Annotated in this window: 11 protein-coding genes; 3 read left to right on the top strand and 8 right to left on the bottom strand. The window is 35.3% G+C overall.

All coding sequences use genetic code 11. The features are described from left to right. Positions 1-12: 12 nt before the first annotated feature. The 3 genes from RWL86_RS05540 to RWL86_RS05550 all read right to left on the bottom strand — a co-directional run bounded on the left by RWL86_RS05540 (position 13) and on the right by RWL86_RS05550 (position 5,965). Complete coding sequence (locus RWL86_RS05540; protein ID WP_314077696.1) at positions 13-2,670, bottom strand: cation-translocating P-type ATPase; 2,658 nt, start codon at positions 2,668-2,670, stop codon at positions 13-15. A 232-nt stretch (positions 2,671-2,902) separates the two neighbouring features. Then, positions 2,903-4,687 (bottom strand): DNA helicase RecQ, encoded by a 1,785-nt coding sequence (gene recQ, locus RWL86_RS05545; RefSeq protein WP_314077698.1) that lies wholly within the window; start codon positions 4,685-4,687, stop codon positions 2,903-2,905. Continuing rightward, positions 4,688-5,965: a PLP-dependent aminotransferase family protein gene (locus tag RWL86_RS05550; RefSeq protein ID WP_314077700.1), complete on the bottom strand. Its 1,278-nt coding sequence runs from the start codon at positions 5,963-5,965 to the stop codon at positions 4,688-4,690. Positions 5,966-6,071: 106 nt separating this feature from the next. On the opposite strand from RWL86_RS05550, the gene RWL86_RS05555 reads away from it, so the two are divergent. Together RWL86_RS05555 and RWL86_RS05560 are read left to right on the top strand one after the other, a co-directional pair. Then, positions 6,072-6,914 carry a pyridoxamine kinase gene (locus RWL86_RS05555; protein ID WP_314077702.1) on the top strand — a complete coding sequence of 281 codons (843 nt, stop codon included), beginning with the start codon at positions 6,072-6,074 and terminating at the stop codon, positions 6,912-6,914. A 16-nt stretch (positions 6,915-6,930) separates the two neighbouring features. After that, complete coding sequence (locus tag RWL86_RS05560; protein WP_314077704.1) at positions 6,931-7,470, top strand: ECF transporter S component; 540 nt, start codon at positions 6,931-6,933, stop codon at positions 7,468-7,470. A 32-nt stretch (positions 7,471-7,502) separates the two neighbouring features. Here the strand turns inward: RWL86_RS05560 and RWL86_RS05565 are convergent, their stop codons facing one another. The 4 genes from RWL86_RS05565 to RWL86_RS05580 form a co-directional block, all read right to left on the bottom strand. Continuing rightward, positions 7,503-8,573, bottom strand: coding sequence for a competence protein CoiA family protein (locus tag RWL86_RS05565; RefSeq protein ID WP_314077705.1), 1,071 nt, complete (start codon positions 8,571-8,573; stop codon positions 7,503-7,505). A gap of 135 nt (positions 8,574-8,708) precedes the next feature. Beyond that, on the bottom strand, positions 8,709-9,587 hold the full coding sequence (locus RWL86_RS05570; RefSeq protein ID WP_314077708.1) for a DegV family protein: 879 nt from the start codon (positions 9,585-9,587) through the stop codon (positions 8,709-8,711). 130 nt (positions 9,588-9,717) lie between these two features. Then, positions 9,718-15,384, bottom strand: a complete 5,667-nt coding sequence (locus tag RWL86_RS05575) for a ZmpA/ZmpB/ZmpC family metallo-endopeptidase (protein ID WP_314077711.1) — start codon at positions 15,382-15,384, stop codon at positions 9,718-9,720. 81 nt (positions 15,385-15,465) lie between these two features. After that, positions 15,466-16,092: a PepSY domain-containing protein gene (locus RWL86_RS05580; RefSeq protein ID WP_314077713.1), complete on the bottom strand. Its 627-nt coding sequence runs from the start codon at positions 16,090-16,092 to the stop codon at positions 15,466-15,468. A 150-nt stretch (positions 16,093-16,242) separates the two neighbouring features. On the opposite strand from RWL86_RS05580, the gene RWL86_RS05585 reads away from it, so the two are divergent. Then, positions 16,243-16,890 carry a YigZ family protein gene (locus RWL86_RS05585; RefSeq protein ID WP_314077716.1) on the top strand — a complete coding sequence of 216 codons (648 nt, stop codon included), beginning with the start codon at positions 16,243-16,245 and terminating at the stop codon, positions 16,888-16,890. 147 nt (positions 16,891-17,037) lie between these two features. On the opposite strand, the gene RWL86_RS05590 is transcribed toward RWL86_RS05585, so the two are convergent. Then, the coding region (locus RWL86_RS05590; protein WP_314077719.1) for a DUF1542 domain-containing protein at positions 17,038-17,751 on the bottom strand (714 nt) is incomplete at its 5' end.

Here is a 17,751-nt window from a genome sequence, read left to right on the forward strand (position 1 = left end):
AAAAATATTGTTTTAATCTTGGTCCAAGCCCATCCCTCTCATAATTGCTTTTGCAATTTCAACGAATGGAACAATTGAGAATGCTGCTGCTAACACAATTAACCATTGTTCTAAATTCAACACTGTTACACTAAACACAGTCGTTAAACCAGGAACAACTAGAACAGATAATAACATTAAAGCAGACACAACAATCGCAATGTTGAACATTTTATTTTTAAACACTCCAACAGTTGCTAAAGATTTATAAACAGATTTCACATTAAATGCATGGAATAACTGAATTAACCCTAAACTTGCAAATGCCATTGTTTCACCAGTTGGAACACCCCAACCAGCAGCATGAGTCGCATACCAATATACGAATAAAGTAACTCCACCTTCGAAGAAACCTTGATAGTAAATACTTGGTAATACACCATTTGACAAGAAGTTAGAACTCTTACCACGAGGTGGATGTTTCATAATATCTGCTTCTGCATCTTCCATCCCCAAAGTAATCGCTGGGAATACGTCTGTTACTAAGTTAATCCATAAAATATGAATTGGTTCAAGAATTGACCAACCAGCCATTGTAGCAATAAATAAAGTCATTACTTCACCAAAGTTTGCAGATAATAAATATTGTACTGCTTTTTGGATATTCGAGAATACTTTACGACCTTCTTCTACTGCTATAACAATTGTTTCAAAGTTATCATCTGCAAGAACCATATCACTAGCACCTTTAGATACTTCAGTACCAGTAATCCCCATCCCTACACCGATATCTGCTTGTTTTAGAGATGGAGCATCATTGACACCATCACCTGTCATTGAAACAACTTTTCCATCCGCTTGCCATGCTTTTACAATACGAACTTTATGCTCTGGAGATACACGAGCGTAAACTGAGTAATCTTCAATTGTCCGTGCTAATTCTTCATCAGAAATCTCATTTAATTCTGCTCCTGTTAAGACACCATCTTCTTGATCAGGACGTAAAATTCCTAAACGTTTTGCAATTGCTTGAGCTGTATCACGGTGGTCACCTGTAATCATCACGGTACGAATGCCTGCTTCTTTAGCAACTTGAATCGCTAAAGCTGCTTCTTTTCTCTCAGGGTCAATCATTCCGACTAATCCTGCAAATACAAAGTCGAACTCAACAGATTCTGAATCCAATGTTTCTGGAACTTGGTCAATATATTTATAAGCAATGGCTAATACACGTAAAGCTTGAGTCGCCATTTCTTTATTCAAACGAGCTAATGTATCACGGTCTTCTTGAGTAATTGGGCGAACTTGTCCGTGTTCTTCAATATGCGTTACTTTTTCAAGTAACATATCTGGAGCACCTTTTGACGCTACTAAATAGTTTTCATCTTCTAATTGATGAATGGTTGACATTATTTTACGAGTTGAATCAAATGGTACTTCCGCTACACGTGGATGTTTTTCTAAATCAACACGTACATCATACCCTTTATCTAATCCAAATTGAACCATTGCTGTTTCAGTTGGATCCCCAATTAATTTTTCTTCCGTAATTTTAGTATCATTGGCTAAATTCATCATACGAAGTGCAGAAATTGATTCGTTCATTTCTTCAGTTGCATCATGGATTTCATTGTTAAACACCATTTTTTCAACAGTCATTTGGTTTAATGTTAACGTACCTGTTTTATCTGAACAGATAACTTCTACACCACCTAAAGTTTCAACGGCTGGCAATTTACGAACTAATGCATGACGGCTTGCCATTTTTTGAGTTCCTAATGCTAAAATAATTGTTGAAATAGCTGGTAAACCTTCTGGAATCGCCGCAACCGCAATCGCAATGGCTGTTAATAACATATGCGTCCATTCGTATCCTCTAATTAATCCAATTCCGAAAATAATAACGGCAATAACTAAAATCATAATCGTTAACCATTTACCTAGAGCATCTTGATTTTCTTGTAACGGAGTTTTACTTTCTTCCGTGTTCGCTAACATATGGGCAATTTTACCAACTTCAGTATCCATACCTGTTGCAGTAACAACCCCCAATGCACGTCCATAAGTCACATTTGTACTCGCAAATGCCATATTTGAACGGTCACCAATACCAACATCTTCCCCTTCAGGAATGATTAAATCTTTTTCTACTGGAACAGATTCTCCTGTTAATGCAGCTTCTTCGATTTTAATCGTATTGACTTCTAATAATCGCATATCGGCAGGAACCACATCCCCTGCTTCTAATATAACGATATCTCCGACTACAATTTCTTCTCCTTTTACATGAAGATGTTCACCATCACGTAAAACTGTTGCAACTGGAGAAGCCATTTTTTGTAATGCTTCAATTGCTTCTTCTGCTTTTGATTCTTGGATAACCCCTACAATTGCATTTAAAATAACAACGGCTAAAATTACAATGGCATCCGTTGGATCTGGAGCTCCTTCATGGGCAAAAAATGAAATAACAGCTGCTGCAAGTAAGACAATAATCATGAAATCTTTAAACTGATTAATGAATTTTTGCAGTACAGTTGTCTTTTCTCCTGCTTGTAAAGCATTCGGACCGTATTTTTCTAAACGTTCTTTTGCTTGAGCAGAAGTTAACCCTTCTTTAGTAGATTGTACACTTGAAAGAACTTGTTCTTCCGTTTGTGTGTATGCGGCTTGTTTTGTCAAAGTCGACACTCCTTTATATTTTTTATCCCCATAAAAAAAGACTTATACTACTTCAAGGACTTGAAAATAGCATAAGTCTCACTAATTAAGATAATACCAGCGAAACAGGTTCACTTGTTGTTGATATTACCACAACTTTCGTTGCAAGTTACTCCCTTATGGAGATGTTGAATTTATAAAATACTATACCAAAGGCACTCTAAAAATGCAAATGATTTAAGCATTTTAGTATATAAAATCTTTATGATTTATACTCACGAATGACCTTCATAAAGGCTTCCCCATAAGTTTCTAGTTTTTTCTCCCCAACTCCACTGATTTGTAAGAATTTTCTATCCGTTGTTGGTAAATGACGACAAAATTCTTTCAGAGTTTTATCTGAGAAGACTAAGAATGGTGGAACATGTTGAGCGAACGCTAAATCCATACGAAGCGAACGTAAACGGTCATACAAGACTTCATCAAATGGCGCATTATCTTGTACTTGGTGTTGCTGAATGGCATCTGGTTTTTGCAGAATTTGCGCCACAATAGGTTTCACTTCGATTTTCTCACGATTTTTCAATGCCTTTTTCCCTAAATCGCTCACTTGTAAAATCGGATATTGTAAGCCTTCTGTTTCGATATAGCGATCTGCAATTAGAGAAGATATAAATTCTTTTAACGCTTTATCCGAATAATCTTTCATAATTCCGTAAGTAGATAATTGATCAAAGTGTAGAGCCTTCATTTCAGCTCGTTTACTTCCTCGTAACACTTCGGATACTTTACTCATTCCATATCTTTCTTTCATACGAATAATACAGGACAAAATCATTTGCGCTTGTGGTGTTACGTCGCTCAACTCCACTTTATTCAAGCAGTTCGTACAATGCCCACAATCATCTGGAATATCTTTTTGTCCAAAATAATCTAGCATAAAGCCTCTTAAACAACGTACCGTTCTACAATAATCAATCATCTCATTGAGTTTTGCCATGCCGACTTTATCCTCATTTTGCTTCACTAAAAATTTATTAATAATAATATCTTTTGCCCCATATAATAAAATACATTCCGCAGGCTCCCCATCTCGTCCGGCACGTCCTGCTTCTTGATAATAACTTTCGATATCTTTTGGCATATTGTAGTGAATGACTTTTCGCACATTGGACTTATCAATCCCCATTCCAAATGCATTCGTTGCTACAATGACATCAATACGGTCAAATATAAAATCTTCTTGTACTTTACTTCTAGCTTCAGGGCTTAATCCTGCATGATACCAATCCGCAGCAATCCCCTTCTTTTGTAATTTATCACAGACTTTTTCGACTTCTTTTCGTGTGTTACAAAATACAATCGTCGGTTCCTTCTCCTTAATTAACTCTAGTAGACGGCTCATTTTACCCCTTGGTTCTTCCATTCCAAAATATAAATTTGCACGGTCAAAGTTCGTTACAACTTCAAAAGGATGTTGTAATTTTAATTGTTGTTTAATATCCATTCGAACTCTTGGAGTAGCAGTTGCGGTAAAAGCTGCCACAATGGGACGAGTAGGAAGTTGAGCAACAAATGTATCGATATTTTGATAACTTGGTCTAAAATCTTGTCCCCACTGAGAAATACAGTGCGCTTCGTCCACTGCAACCATACTAATTTGAATTCCTTGCATCATCTCTAGAAATCCTTCTTGTTCAAAACGCTCTGGAGCAACATATAATAACTTCACTTCGCCACGTTTCAATTGCTCAATCGCCTGATAATACTCGAGTGAAGTCATTGTACTATTTAACAAAATCGCTTGAATTCCCATTTCTTTTAACGAAGTCACTTGATCATACATTAAGGAAATTAATGGAGATACAACAATTGTGATTCCGTCTAACATTAAGGCTGGAACTTGGAAACAAATCGACTTTCCTGCAGAAGTTGGCATAATCGCTAGGACATCTCTTTTGGATAAAATCGTTTCAATAATTTCTGCTTGAGCAGGTCTGAAGCTATCATATCCATAATAATGTTTTAAAATCTCTTCCTTATTCATCTACTTCCCCCTCTCTTCTAGTATGTATATTAATTCTTGCATGTGTTCCATCGATAAAGCATAGACATCTAATGAAAAAATTTCTGGTATTATTTCTTCAATATAGGCATCTTCTAATGTGTCGATTGTTATTTCTAAATCTAGCTTTTCTTTTAGAAGTGATAATTGACTTCTTTCTAACAATAATTGTGTGCCATGTAAATGTGTTTTTTCTATCTCTGATAATTCTAATAATTGTCTAAATTGTTGGGACTTCTCATGATAGTGTGCCACCATTTTTTGTCGATGTTTTTCAAATAAGCCATTTTGGATAAATAATGCTAATGTTTTTTGCATGAGTAAATTCGAGTCAAAATCTAATAATTGCTTTCTCTTCTCAAATTCCTTTACGAAGGCGGTTGGCAGTACGACAATTCCCATTTTAAAAGCAGAAAATAAAATCGAAGAAAAAGATTTTACATAGATAACTCTTTCATTTGTATCAAAATAATGCAAAGGCGTTGCGGTTCCTCGTTCGTAATCCGCCATATAATCGTCTTCAATAATATAGACTTGATATTTTTCTGCTAATTCCACAATTTTCTTTTTAACGCTATCCGGATAACTCATCCCAAGTGGATTATGAAATCTAGAAATCGTATAAAAATAACGAATGGTACCACTTTGAAAAATTTGTTCTAACTTTTCTAATGAAATCGTGTCTTGTGTCTGTTCTCGTTCAATGATTTGATAAGGAATTCCTAATTCCTTCACTAATTGATTCATACGACTATATGTCGGTTGTTCTAATAACAGTCCACCAGTTCCAATTAGTTGGAGTAAAATATATAAGGCTTGTTGTGTCCCCGTTGTAATGGATAATTGACCTTCCTTTGCATACACTCCATAACTTTCTAATAAAGGTACCATTGTTTCAATTAATTCACGGTCACCTCTGATGGATTCCCTCTGATTACTAACACCTTCATAACTTGCCATAACCGATTCATTCAAACATTTTCTAAAATCTTCAATCGGAAATTGCAACGGATTTGGCAATCCAATTTTTGTCGTATTTCGAACGGGTACTCGATTTTTCAATACATAATATCCACTCTTTTCCACTGGATAAATTAAACTTTCTTCCTTTAAGAGATGTAACGCTTTTAAAATCGTGTCTTTATTACACTCATACTGTTGAATCATTTCACGAATGGAAGGAAGTCGATCTCCCTTTTTATAAATTCCTTCTTCGATTTGCTGACGAATTTGAAGACTTACTTCTTGATACTTAAACATGACACACCTCTCCATCTGTACCGGTACAATTTTATTCAAAAAATATTGTACCTTATCCCATCCTGAATTACAATGAGTTCAACTTCTAAAAATAGGAGGTGCTTTCGTGGTACAAAAAAGGATAATATTGGCCAATGATTTATCCGGAATTGGAAAAGTAGCTTTGACTCCTGCCATTCCGATTATGGCATGTTGTCAGATTGAAACGATACTTTTACCAACCATTTTACTGTCCTCTCATACAGGAGGATTTGGGCAAATCGCAATCCAAGAGCTACTAGACTTTACAAAACAAAGTTTAGAACAATGGAAAGCATTACATTTAAAAACAGATGCACTATTTATTGGATATTGTAGACAAAGAGAACAATTGAAAGTCTTATTAGACTATCATACAACTCAAAATCCAGACGCTCTGCTGATTGTCGACCCCATTATGGGCGACCACGGAAAGTTATATAGTGGCTTTACAGAAGAATATGTCCACCAAATGAGAACCATTTGCTCAAAAGCGGATGTTATTCTTCCAAATCTGACTGAAGCTGCGTTATTAACTCAAACAGAGTATTTAGAAGGAATTCAACCAGTAGAAGCTTATCAAGAACTTGCTAGGAAGTTAGCAAATTTAGGGGCTAAAAAAGTCATCTTAACGGGTATTCAAACAAAAGTTGGTTCCATTGGATTATTGAGCTATGATGCTGTAACAGAACAATTTGCGACAGCTTTCACTCCGCATTATCCGCATCATTTTTTTGGAACTGGAGATATTGTTTCAGCTATTCTAAGCTCTTGTATTTTACAAGAATATTCCTTAGAAAAAGCATTATCCATTGCTACAACTTTTCTTGACGCTACTCTTCAAGAAACGATTGCTCAAGAAAAAAATTTACAATATGGAGTTGCTTTCGAGCCACAATTGCATCTTCTCACACAATTATTTCATTCATAGAAAGTAGGAATTATACATGAAACATTATTCATTACGTGAAATGACACAAATCGCATTATTTGCCGCTTTAATTTTCTTAGGAGTTCAGTTATTTAGAATTCCTTTAGGACACCAATTCGTCCACTTTGGAAATGCCCTAGTCGTTGTTGGGTGCTTAGTATTCGGTAGTAAAAAAGGAGCCATTGCTGCTACTTTAGGATTAGGAATTTTCGACATTTTAAATGGATATGCCGCTGAAGTTTGGATTACGATTTTAGAATCTCTTATTGTTTGCTGGGGAATTCACCTTGTTTATGAAAAAACGCTTCACCAAAACGATAAAGCTGTAAATATTATTGGAATTGGTATTTTAGCTGCTGTTATTAAAATTATTTTAAATTTAGTAAAATATACTTTCCTACGCGGAATGATTATGGGAGGACTAGCGTTTACTCCTGCATTCGTTGCAGCCTTCACTAAGATTTTAGGAACATTCGGTTCAGCTGCTTTCACAGTTATTACTGTTCCAATTTTATACCCAATTTTCAAAAAAATTTATCAAAAAATTAAAGCCTAATCCCTACTAGCAAGAGACTTAAACTTCTCTTGCTAGTTTTTTATTTTCTTCCACTTACCGTCTGGTAATCGAATCAGACCATTTGTCTCCTTCCTAATTTCTCTCAAAAATTGCTCTATCTCGCGCTTACAAACTTGCTCTTGTTCATAACACGAAGAAAAACGAATTTTCTTTTGGATAGCTAATTTTTTCAAATACGCATAACACTGTTCTATCGTAAAAATCTGGTTTGTTTTCAGTCTATCAATTCCCATCCATAAATATCCTTGCCAGATGAGGTTATAAGTTTTCATACTCCAAGAATATTTTGGATAGTAACGGCATACCTCTAATTGATCAAACGTCCACCTATGATGATAGAGTGCTTCTAGAAATTGCCTGTTTTCTTTTTGAGAACTTAACATAAATATTTGCCACTCTTCTTTTGTCCAAGATTGCTCCTTACTTACCATTTGGGAAATATTTACACACCCCGACTCTTCAAACATTTGAAATATTTTCTTCCAATCAAGCTTATCTAAGTCACATCGACTTTCCTGAAAAAGATACTTTCTTTTTTGAAGGTGCAATGTTAGATGATGATGGATGATCCATTCTTTATCTGTATAAAAGCATAAATAATTTCCTAATTGCGGATGATATCGAATACAATACAAACTCATCTCACATAAGTTTTTTTGTAAAAACTTCTTTCCAAGAATCCACGAAACACTTCTCCCCAAACTTTCTAAAGCCTTCGTTCGAGAAGTCATTTCTTTTATTGGAATGACACTACACTGATATTCCAACACCCATTCTTTTTCACCTGTTTCAATAGTGATATCCGGAATTTGTCCAATCATTGCTTCATACCGTTCTAACTCTGACCTATACCCTTGTTGCACGAGACTCTCTTGTAATTCCTCTTTTCCATTTTGATGAGCCTCTGTTTCTCCATCATGCCTTGCTTGTGTTACATGCCTAAAGAAATACTCTCCATTTTTCTTTTGACAAATTTGTACAGGTTCTCCACACGTCGGACAAGCATAATATTCTGACTTATCTAATTCAATCCCTTTATACGCATATACTAATTCTCCATTTGAATCTCGAGCAATTTTCATCCAAACCACCTCAACTATATATACGAAAAAAATCTCAAAAAATATTTTTTATTGGAAAAATTTTTAAAATAAATACTAGTGCAAACAAAAAAGATGAAAATAGAAATTTTCATTCTATTTCCACCTTACAAGCATTTAAATCATTTCTAAATTTTTCTCTACTACAATATCCCATGAACATCCTAAAGCACCTTCTCCTAAGTGGGTTCCAATAACTGGACCAAAGTATGCTAGAGACGTTCTTAATTTTGGATATTTCTCTTGAATTTGAGCACGCCACGCTTCTCCTGCTTCTGGAGCATTCGCATGAATAATGACTAATTCATAACCATCGCCATCTGTCGTTTGAGTATCTTCTTCAAAGATTTGCTCAATACGTTTCATCGCTTTATTCTGTGTACGAATTTTTTCCATTGCCACAATTTTTTTATCTTCAAATGTTAAAATCGGCTTAATTTTCAACATAGAACCAACTAACGCAGCCCCAGCTGATAAACGTCCCCCTCTTTGAAGATTATTCAAATCATCAACAATGAAGTAAGCTGTTGTACGATCTACTAATTGCTGAACACAAGCAACAATTTCCTTAGCTGTATATGTTTCATCTTTTGCCATCATTGCAGCGAGACGAACCGCACGAGCTTGAGGTGCACAACTAATTCCTGAATCGATTGGATAAATCAATACTTCATCTTGTAATTCTTCAGCAACTGTCACAACTGTTTGATAAGTTCCGCTAATCCCACTGGATAAGGTAATTGGAATAATAGCATCATAATGATGGGATAATTCACGGAATAATTCAATCGTTTCACCAACTGCTGGTTGTGAACTAGTTGGAAATACCTCTGAGTTTTTTACTTTTTCATAGAAATCGGCAGTTGTCAAGTCTTGTTCTTCACGATAACTTTCTTGTCCAAAAATAACTGATAGTGGCAATACATGAATATTCCACTCACGGCGTTCTTCTGGTGTCAAATACGCAGTACTATCCGTTACGATCGCAATTTTCATTTACTCGACTCCTTTTCTTAAAATTAGCAATCACGTTGCTTTCTGTAGTATACCAAAAATACAATTTTGGGGCAAACGTTGGAATTTCGAGGGAAAAAGAAAAAGACCCCGAAGGGTCTTTTCATTGAGTTTAAGGATTGAATAATTGTCCTGTGAATCCGTCTGTATTCTTAAGAAGTGCTTTAAATACTTTTGATTTAAGCTCTACAGTTTTAGCTGTTCCTCCACCTGCTAGATCAGCCTTAACCGCCTTATCAAATAAGTCTTTTAGTTCAGCATAAGTTGTAATTTGTTTACCATCAATTTCAATTGCAGTAAATCCTTTTTCAGCTTTTGCTTTCACTTCTTTGTAATACTCTTTCTTCCAATCTTCAAGGTTAGTAAATCTTCCATTAGAAACTTTCTTGATAATGAAGTCATCACCTAACATCTTATTGTTTTCTCTGTTGGCATCCCCTTGATATTTACTTGACGCATATCCAATAAATCCATTTTCGTATCCGAAGTAACCCCACATACGGAATGTATTGTGTTTAAAGGATGCTGCACCTGGAGCACCTGTACTTGTATTTCCACCATAAATACCAGTCATCATATTCATGTTGACATAAGCAGACCCAAAGTCCGATGGGTTATAAGTACCATCACCAGGAGCACCATGTTTCGTCATTAAGTTATTAGTAATTAAATCATCAATTGTATTAATAGCTAATTGTTTTTCAGCATCATTCATTTCACGAATTCTATCGAACTGATGACCTGAATTTCCACTACGATATTGTCGATCCATTTTCTTGAACCAGCGACTTGTATTTCCATTTAATTGTGGTAATACAGCATCAGCCTCAAGATGATCTAACATCATAAGAGCATCATTATAGTTCTTCATGTAGTGATCAATCGCCTCACGTGAATTTAACTTATCAGGGTCTGGATTATACCATTGGTTTCCATCATTAGGACGATGATAAGCCATATTGATACCAAGAGCACCATACTCTCCGTTAGAAGTAGAGCTATCAGGTGTTTGTAACATACCTTGAGCATAAGCTTCTAAATCTGTACCTTGACGATGTCTATTCGGTCCTAAGTAACCCATTCTATCATTAATGTGAGTAGTCTCATGTGTGAAGGCAGAAATACCGAATGGTTCAAACATATTTGTCACCATAAAGTAGACTTGATCATCTTTATATGGATTACCGTAAATTTTAGCCATTGCTCCCATACGCCAGTCAATTTGATGCCAGCGATCAGTTGGTCCAAATAATTCACGAACAGGAGTCGCTACTTTTCCACCATCAGCATAACCCATACGATTAGCTCCACCAATACCTGCATAAGCTTGGTTATCCCAAACAGGACTTGGAACCATGTTTTGGCTCTTAAGTAACTGATTACGAACATTAGGGAGCATCAATCTTGACCAAAAATCTAAATAGGTTTGTTGAGCTTTCGCAACTTCTTGAACACGTGGCTTAAAGGCTTCTCGTTCAGCTTCAGTATTCTTACCATATTTCTCAAATGAGCTGTATGCCATTGTATTATAAGTTGATATCAATATAATATGTGATTTTTTCAAATTCAACAATGGTAAAATCATACGACCATGCACATCGTTATCTAAACCATCAAACACACGGTGTCGTTTGTTTTTGAATTCTTCGGTCGTTGTTTCTGGTTCTACAATATACGCATTTTTAGCTGAGTGAATAAACCAATCATTAATATCCGTATCATTTGTAAATAAACGCATATTATATTCTAAGAAATCACGTAAGCTGCCTTTACCTGTATCCCCTGCAATAATCTCACGGTATGCATCTTGAGTTCTATCACCCTTCAAGTTCTTTTCTTGTGAACCAATTCGAATTAATCTATCAATAACACTTGGTGTCTTGCCATAGAAATCTGGTTTAAACATCATTATATTCTTAATGTTTAAGTCACCATATTCAATACCATAATAACGGTTGAGGTAAGTAAGTGCCATCATAATTTTAGCTTTATTATCTTCTACTTTCTTAAGAAGTGCTTTGATGGCTGCCTCATCACCATTTAACTGATGATCTTCATTTTCAACAAGAGCTTTTACTAACTTATCAAGATTTGCTTTTGTATCTACAAAACTTTCTTCAAGGTATAATGCAGGAACATTATTTGAAATCGTACGAACTTCAGGAGATTCAAGGGTAATTGTATCTAATTTCGCTTTTACATCACTTAGTAATTGAGTACGATCTTTAACCACCATATTTGGTGTGTAAACTACATCTCCTAAATCGGTAATACTATATTCTTTTACTTGTTCCACGTTTGATGTAGCCTTAGGTGACACAGCTTTTTCTTCTTTCGTACCATCAGCATAATGAATCATAATGTGATCAACATCTGACAAGTCTGTTACAAATTGTCCATCTTTCATACCAGTTACAGATAATACTTCAGTCGTTAATAATTTAGATCCTTCTGGAATCTTATTCCCTTGATTGATAATCCACTCTTTATTGTAGAATGGTTGAAGTTTTTCAATATTACGGTATGCAAGTTCACGTTCTGCGTTATAATCTTGAATATCTTTATACGTATCAGCTTTTGGTTTCACTTGGTTCAATTTATTTGTAACAGGTTCATTAATTGTATACTCATGAGCAGTAATACCCATATTCGCAAATTTCGCTAAAGCATCTGCTTCTGAAATACCTTTAATTTGCTTAGATTTTTTATAAGATGATAAACCTGTTGCAACATCATTTACATAGAAGTTATTCTTGAAGTTATCAAATCCGAAGTATGAATCACCTGTATCGACTGAGCTTGCTCCGTACATGATTTCACCATTGGTTACTTTCATCATACTTACGTTATTTTCTACCCAACCCCAGTCATAATTTTCATGGATTAAACCACCACTTTGACCATGGTTTTTAAGAGTCATAGTACCTTTAATAAATGAATTCTTCAATCGACCACGTTGCTTGAAGTCATTTGGATTTCCACCATGGTTGACTTTAGCGACAAGTCCACCAACCTTAGAATTATTAGCGACAATATTTCCATCGAAATAAACACTATCCGTATTACTTCTCCAGCTTTCGCTGACAAGTCCACCAGACCACCAGCCGGCACCACCAACACTTGTAACATTACCAACAAAGGCAACATTACGCATATCCGCTTCGTCCAGTTTATTAACCATACCTGTAACATCGTTATTACCTACAACATTACCGGTTACTTTAATATTTTCAATTGTTGATTTTTTGAACATTTCACCAAGTGGTGCAACTTTATTCTCTCCTGGTAAGTTAATATTAACATTACCAAGATTAATGTCATGAACATGCGCATTTTCCACTCTACCAAACAGAGGACGTTCAAGGTTATGAATTGTAAATCTACCGCCATCATTACTTAGTAATTTACCTTTGAATATTGAAGTGATGTAAGATTTACCATTCCCTTTAACATTTGCCGCATTCAAATCTGCACCAAGTTTGAACTCACCCGTTGGATTAGCTTGCATATCTTTTACAAGTTCATTGAAGTTATAGTACACATTATTTACTTTTGGTAATTGTTTTTCAAAGTAATGAACATATTCTTCACTCAGTGTATCATCTGCTCTACGTTGAACTAAGTCAGGAGCTTTTGCTACTACTTTGTATAATGCTTTTCCATCTACAACAACTTCTTCAACTGAACTTACTGCAAGTCTTGTCACTTTGTTGTCGTGAGTTGTCACACGTAAATACAATGGAGAAACATCTGTCGGTTTTTCAGATAATAAGCTCTTATCTGTTTCGTTACCCGCATCATCCACACTCATTAAGCTTGTTTCTTTTATGTTTTTGATTTCAACTTTTTTAAGATCTAATTGAATTTGTTTATCTTCTAATTTTTCAGTTTCTTCGCCTTCTCCACGATCATAAACCATTGTTGTGGATAGAGTGTAACCTTGATAATATTTTAATTTATCTAAAGTAGCATTTAAATTATTTTCTGCCACAGTTACTTCTTTAACAAGTTGTCCATCTTTATCTTTTAACGCTAATTTGATGGATTTAATTTCTACTCCAGCTGGTTTATTCAATGTATAACTAGCTGTCGCACTCTTCTTCAAGACATCTTTTTCAGTATTAGCCCATTGTAATGTTGGCTTTTCTAAACCTTTTGTACCATTCTTAATAATTTTATCTTGAGGTGGTTGGATAACTTTTTCTTCTACAGTTGGAGCATCATTTGTTTTTTCTCCACGAATCGTTTTATACGTTTCAGTAATTTGTTTCTTACCGTTTACACCTTCTTGAGCAACTTTAGTTGTGCCACGTTTTAAAGTGTCATCATCTTCTGTTTTTGTTTCAAAAGGAATAGGTTCTTCTCTTGTTTCAACTTTTGTTCCTTCAACTGGTTTTGTTCCTTTTTTAACGACTTTAGGAACAGCAGGAGTTTTCACTTCTGTAGTTGTAGAAAGGACTTTATCTGTTTCCACACCTTCTACTGTTTCATAAGTTGTTTTAGTAACTTGAACACCTTTAGAACCAGGGTTTTCAACAACTTCATCACCCACATATTTTGTGTCATCCGGAACTACTTCTGTTGTGAAATCTAATTCACTTTCAGTAGACTTTTCAACTGTACCAGTTGTTACTTTATATTCTGGAACTTCTAGCGTTGGAGATTGCATTTCATGTCCTGGTTCTTGTGTTCCTTTTGTTGAAAGTGGTTTTGTATACTCTGGTAATTCAGGTTGTACTAACGCTTGACCTTCTTTGCCTTCTTCTTGAGTACCATTTGCTTTTGCTTCTTCTTTCTTCGGTTGTTCAACTTTAGTAGTTTCTACTTTTGGTTCCTCTTTCTTCGGTTGTTCAACTTTAGGAACTTCTACTTTTGGTTGTTCAACTGTTTTTGAAGGAGTAACTGGCACATCTTTCTCAACTACTGGTGTTGTAGGTTTTGGCGTTTCTTCTTTTTCCCCTACTCCAACAATTTGTGAAATTGGTTGTTTTGTTACTTCAGTTTTAACAACTTTACGTGTTTCTACACCATTCACAACTGTTACTTGCGTATAAACCTTACGAACTCCTGCTTGTCCAGCGTATAGAACTCGACTCTTACCTCTTTCTAATGTTGTATCTGCCTGTGTAATGGTTTCAAACGGAATTTCTTCAGTTGTTGTTTCAATTCTTGTCTCTTCTTTTTTCTCTACTGTTGTTGTAGAAACTTCTGGAGTAACTGCTTCTACTGGAGCTTGTGGTGCTTCTACTGTAGTTTTCGCTTGTTCTGGATGAGAAATTTGTTTCAACTCTTTCTCACTTAAATATCCAACATAACGATAGCCATCAATTTGTACCACACCTTCATTAGAAGACGCACGAATCACTTGGCTTAATTCCACTGCTACTGCTTGAGAAGGAATAAATGTTGCTGCTCCTGAAGCAGTGATTAACAATGCTCCTAAAATTTTATGGCGTTTTTTCTTAGAAACGACTAAAACAATACTACTTGCAGCTAATAATCCTGCAGCAGTAAATGCCATATTTTCTCTGACTCCCGTTTGTGGAAGAACTTGTTCGATTTTACGGTAAATTAAATAATATACTTCTTCATCCTGAGGTGGAACTTCCGTATGAAGAAGGGCTTTTTCTTGTTCTGTTAAATTCGCTTCGTCAACATAATGATAAGTCGATGGACTCGCAGCACTTACTGGAGTACCAATACCAAATAAAGCCGACCCAATCACAACTGATCCAGCAATTTTTTTGATTTTTCTAATAGAAAAAATTTCTTTTCTCATATCGTTTCCTTTCTTTTTCTAAATAATGTGCAATGTAGTATAACATAAATACATACTGTTTCCTATTTAAAAATATACTTTTTAATCATCGATTTTTACAATTTGTTTTGAAGTAGCATCAATCGTTACTTCCATGGATTTTCCATTATAATAAACTTCAACATTCCAATATAATTGACCATTATCACGTTCTAATGTCCAATCTTTTAATTGTCCTCCAGAAAATTGACCTAAAGCCATTGAAATCATATCATCAACATCTGATAAAGTAGATGTCTCAATCTTTTTATAAGCACGCTTATAAGAAATATCTCCTTTCTTTCGATCCATTTCTGTTTGAACTAAATTTTGACTATCTACTTGATAGATAAACTCATATTCTGTTGTATCATCCAATGCAGAAATTTCATAGACCATTGGCTGTAAAGTCTTTAGTTGAACTTTGGTAATATCTAATGAACTATGTTGACTTTCAAACACTTCTACCATTTTTTGTACGCTATCTTTATAAGAATCTGAGCTTTGAGAGGAAGACTGATTTTTGTTCACTGTTGCTTGTTGAGTTGTTACCTTTGTCGTTGTTTGATTACTTTGTTTCGTTTGTGCCACTGAAGTTGTCGTTGTAGGCTGAGGTGCTGTATTAATTTGAACACAGGCACTTAATAAACTTGCAGAGACAATCGATATCATTAATTTACTTTTTTTCATGTTTTCCTCTTTCGAATTATTATTTTTAAAGCATATTAAATATATAAGAAACTTTGTCATGTTGCAAATAAAACAGTCGAATTTCATATTATTTTTATCGTGTACGTTTTATGGTACAATATGAATACATAATCATTGAAAGGAGAGTCTATGTTAGAGCAATATAAAACCATTCATCAAGATGGACAGCATGAAATTGAAATTAAAGGTTCACGTTTTATCGCACATTTTAAACGCACAGAAACAGAAGAAGAAGCACTTGAATTTATTCAAGCTATTAAGAAAGAACATTGGAAAGCTACTCATAATTGTTCAGCTTATTTAATTGGTGAAAGAGATAAATTCCAACGCGCAATGGACGATGGAGAACCAAGTGGAACAGCCGGCGTTCCAATGTTAGAAGTACTGAAGAAACAAGCATTAAAAAATACTACGGTTGTAGTCACACGTTATTTTGGTGGAACAAAACTAGGCGCAGGCGGACTTGTTCGTGCTTATACAGGAGCTGTGGCAGAAGGCCTGAAAGCCATCGGTGTTGTACAAGCTAGCTTAGAAACCATTTTAAAAGTGACGATTGATTATTCTACCGTTGGAAAACTAGAATACTATCTTGAAACAAATACTATTTCTGTAGTCGACAAGGAATTTACAGATGTAGTAGCAATTCATTGTAGTCTACCTGTTGAAGAAGTAGAAGCTTTCCAAGAATCTGTAATTGAATTATTGCAAAACAAAGTTCAATTTGAAGAATTAGGGCAACAATATATCGAACGACTTATTTCATCAGATGGGGAATAAACAGTGAGATTTTTCTCACTACCGAAGAATTAGAGAGCGCTTACATCACAACAAAACAATAACTCCTGAAATTCAACTGATATGAATTTCAGGAGTTATTTATTTCATAAAGATTATAATCAAACTTCTATACGTGATAGGGATTTCTTAGTCTTCTTTTTTCTTACTTGGAACGACTAATCCTAATCCTGCAAGAATAGCACTTGCTGCTGCGCCAAAGATAGCTACTTCATTTCCAGTTCCTGTTTGAGGTAATGCTTGACGATGTGCTTGTGACATTGCCTCTTCAGATTCTTCTGGAGTAACATATGTCATTCTTCCATTCGCTGATGCTACAGCAATTGAACGAATCGCTTCAGTTCCTGCTTTTAGTGCTTGATTTACTTCTTCTATCGTTGTTGCTTGGTCAATCGTTTGGAAAGCTTTCGCTTTTTCTTGATCCACTCTAGCATCTAACAATGCTTTTTCACTTTCAGAAAGCTCTGCTTGACTGATTTCAGCTTTTTTCTTCATCGCTTCTTGTTCAATCAACATCTTCGCTTCTGATTTCTTAGCGAATAAAGCTTTCATCATATCGTTGTCTGATTGAGGACGATTTGTCTCTTTTCCGTTCAATGCATTCTTAGCGTTAGCAATCGCTGTTACGGCATCATTTACTTCTGTTTGTGTTGCGTCTGCTCTATTGAAAATTGCTTTTCCTGATTCTACTGCATTATCATATGCTTCCTTCTTACCTTGGTCTGCATTCTTATATTGAGCTGTTGCTTTCGTTGCAGTTTCTTGATTAATTTCTGCTTCCAACGCATCCTTATTCGTTGCTTGACCATTTAAAGCTGTTCGAGCACCTTCTAACGCTGTCTT

This window comes from uncultured Granulicatella sp., assembly GCF_963515095.1.
Lineage (GTDB): Bacteria > Bacillota > Bacilli > Lactobacillales > Aerococcaceae > Granulicatella.

Excerpts from the sequence above, each read along its gene's own strand:
- RWL86_RS05570 (WP_314077708.1), bottom strand. The coding sequence starts at position 9,587 with ATGAAAATTGCGATCGTAACGGATAGTACTGCGTATTTGACACCAGAA.
- RWL86_RS05565 (WP_314077705.1), bottom strand. The coding sequence starts at position 8,573 with ATGAAAATTGCTCGAGATTCAAATGGAGAATTAGTATATGCGTATAAA.
- recQ (WP_314077698.1), bottom strand. The coding sequence starts at position 4,687 with ATGAATAAGGAAGAGATTTTAAAACATTATTATGGATATGATAGCTTC.
- RWL86_RS05585 (WP_314077716.1), top strand. The coding sequence starts at position 16,243 with ATGTTAGAGCAATATAAAACCATTCATCAAGATGGACAGCATGAAATT.
- RWL86_RS05560 (WP_314077704.1), top strand. The coding sequence starts at position 6,931 with ATGAAACATTATTCATTACGTGAAATGACACAAATCGCATTATTTGCC.
- RWL86_RS05575 (WP_314077711.1), bottom strand. The coding sequence starts at position 15,384 with ATGAGAAAAGAAATTTTTTCTATTAGAAAAATCAAAAAAATTGCTGGA.
- RWL86_RS05580 (WP_314077713.1), bottom strand. The coding sequence starts at position 16,092 with ATGAAAAAAAGTAAATTAATGATATCGATTGTCTCTGCAAGTTTATTA.
- RWL86_RS05550 (WP_314077700.1), bottom strand. The coding sequence starts at position 5,965 with ATGTTTAAGTATCAAGAAGTAAGTCTTCAAATTCGTCAGCAAATCGAA.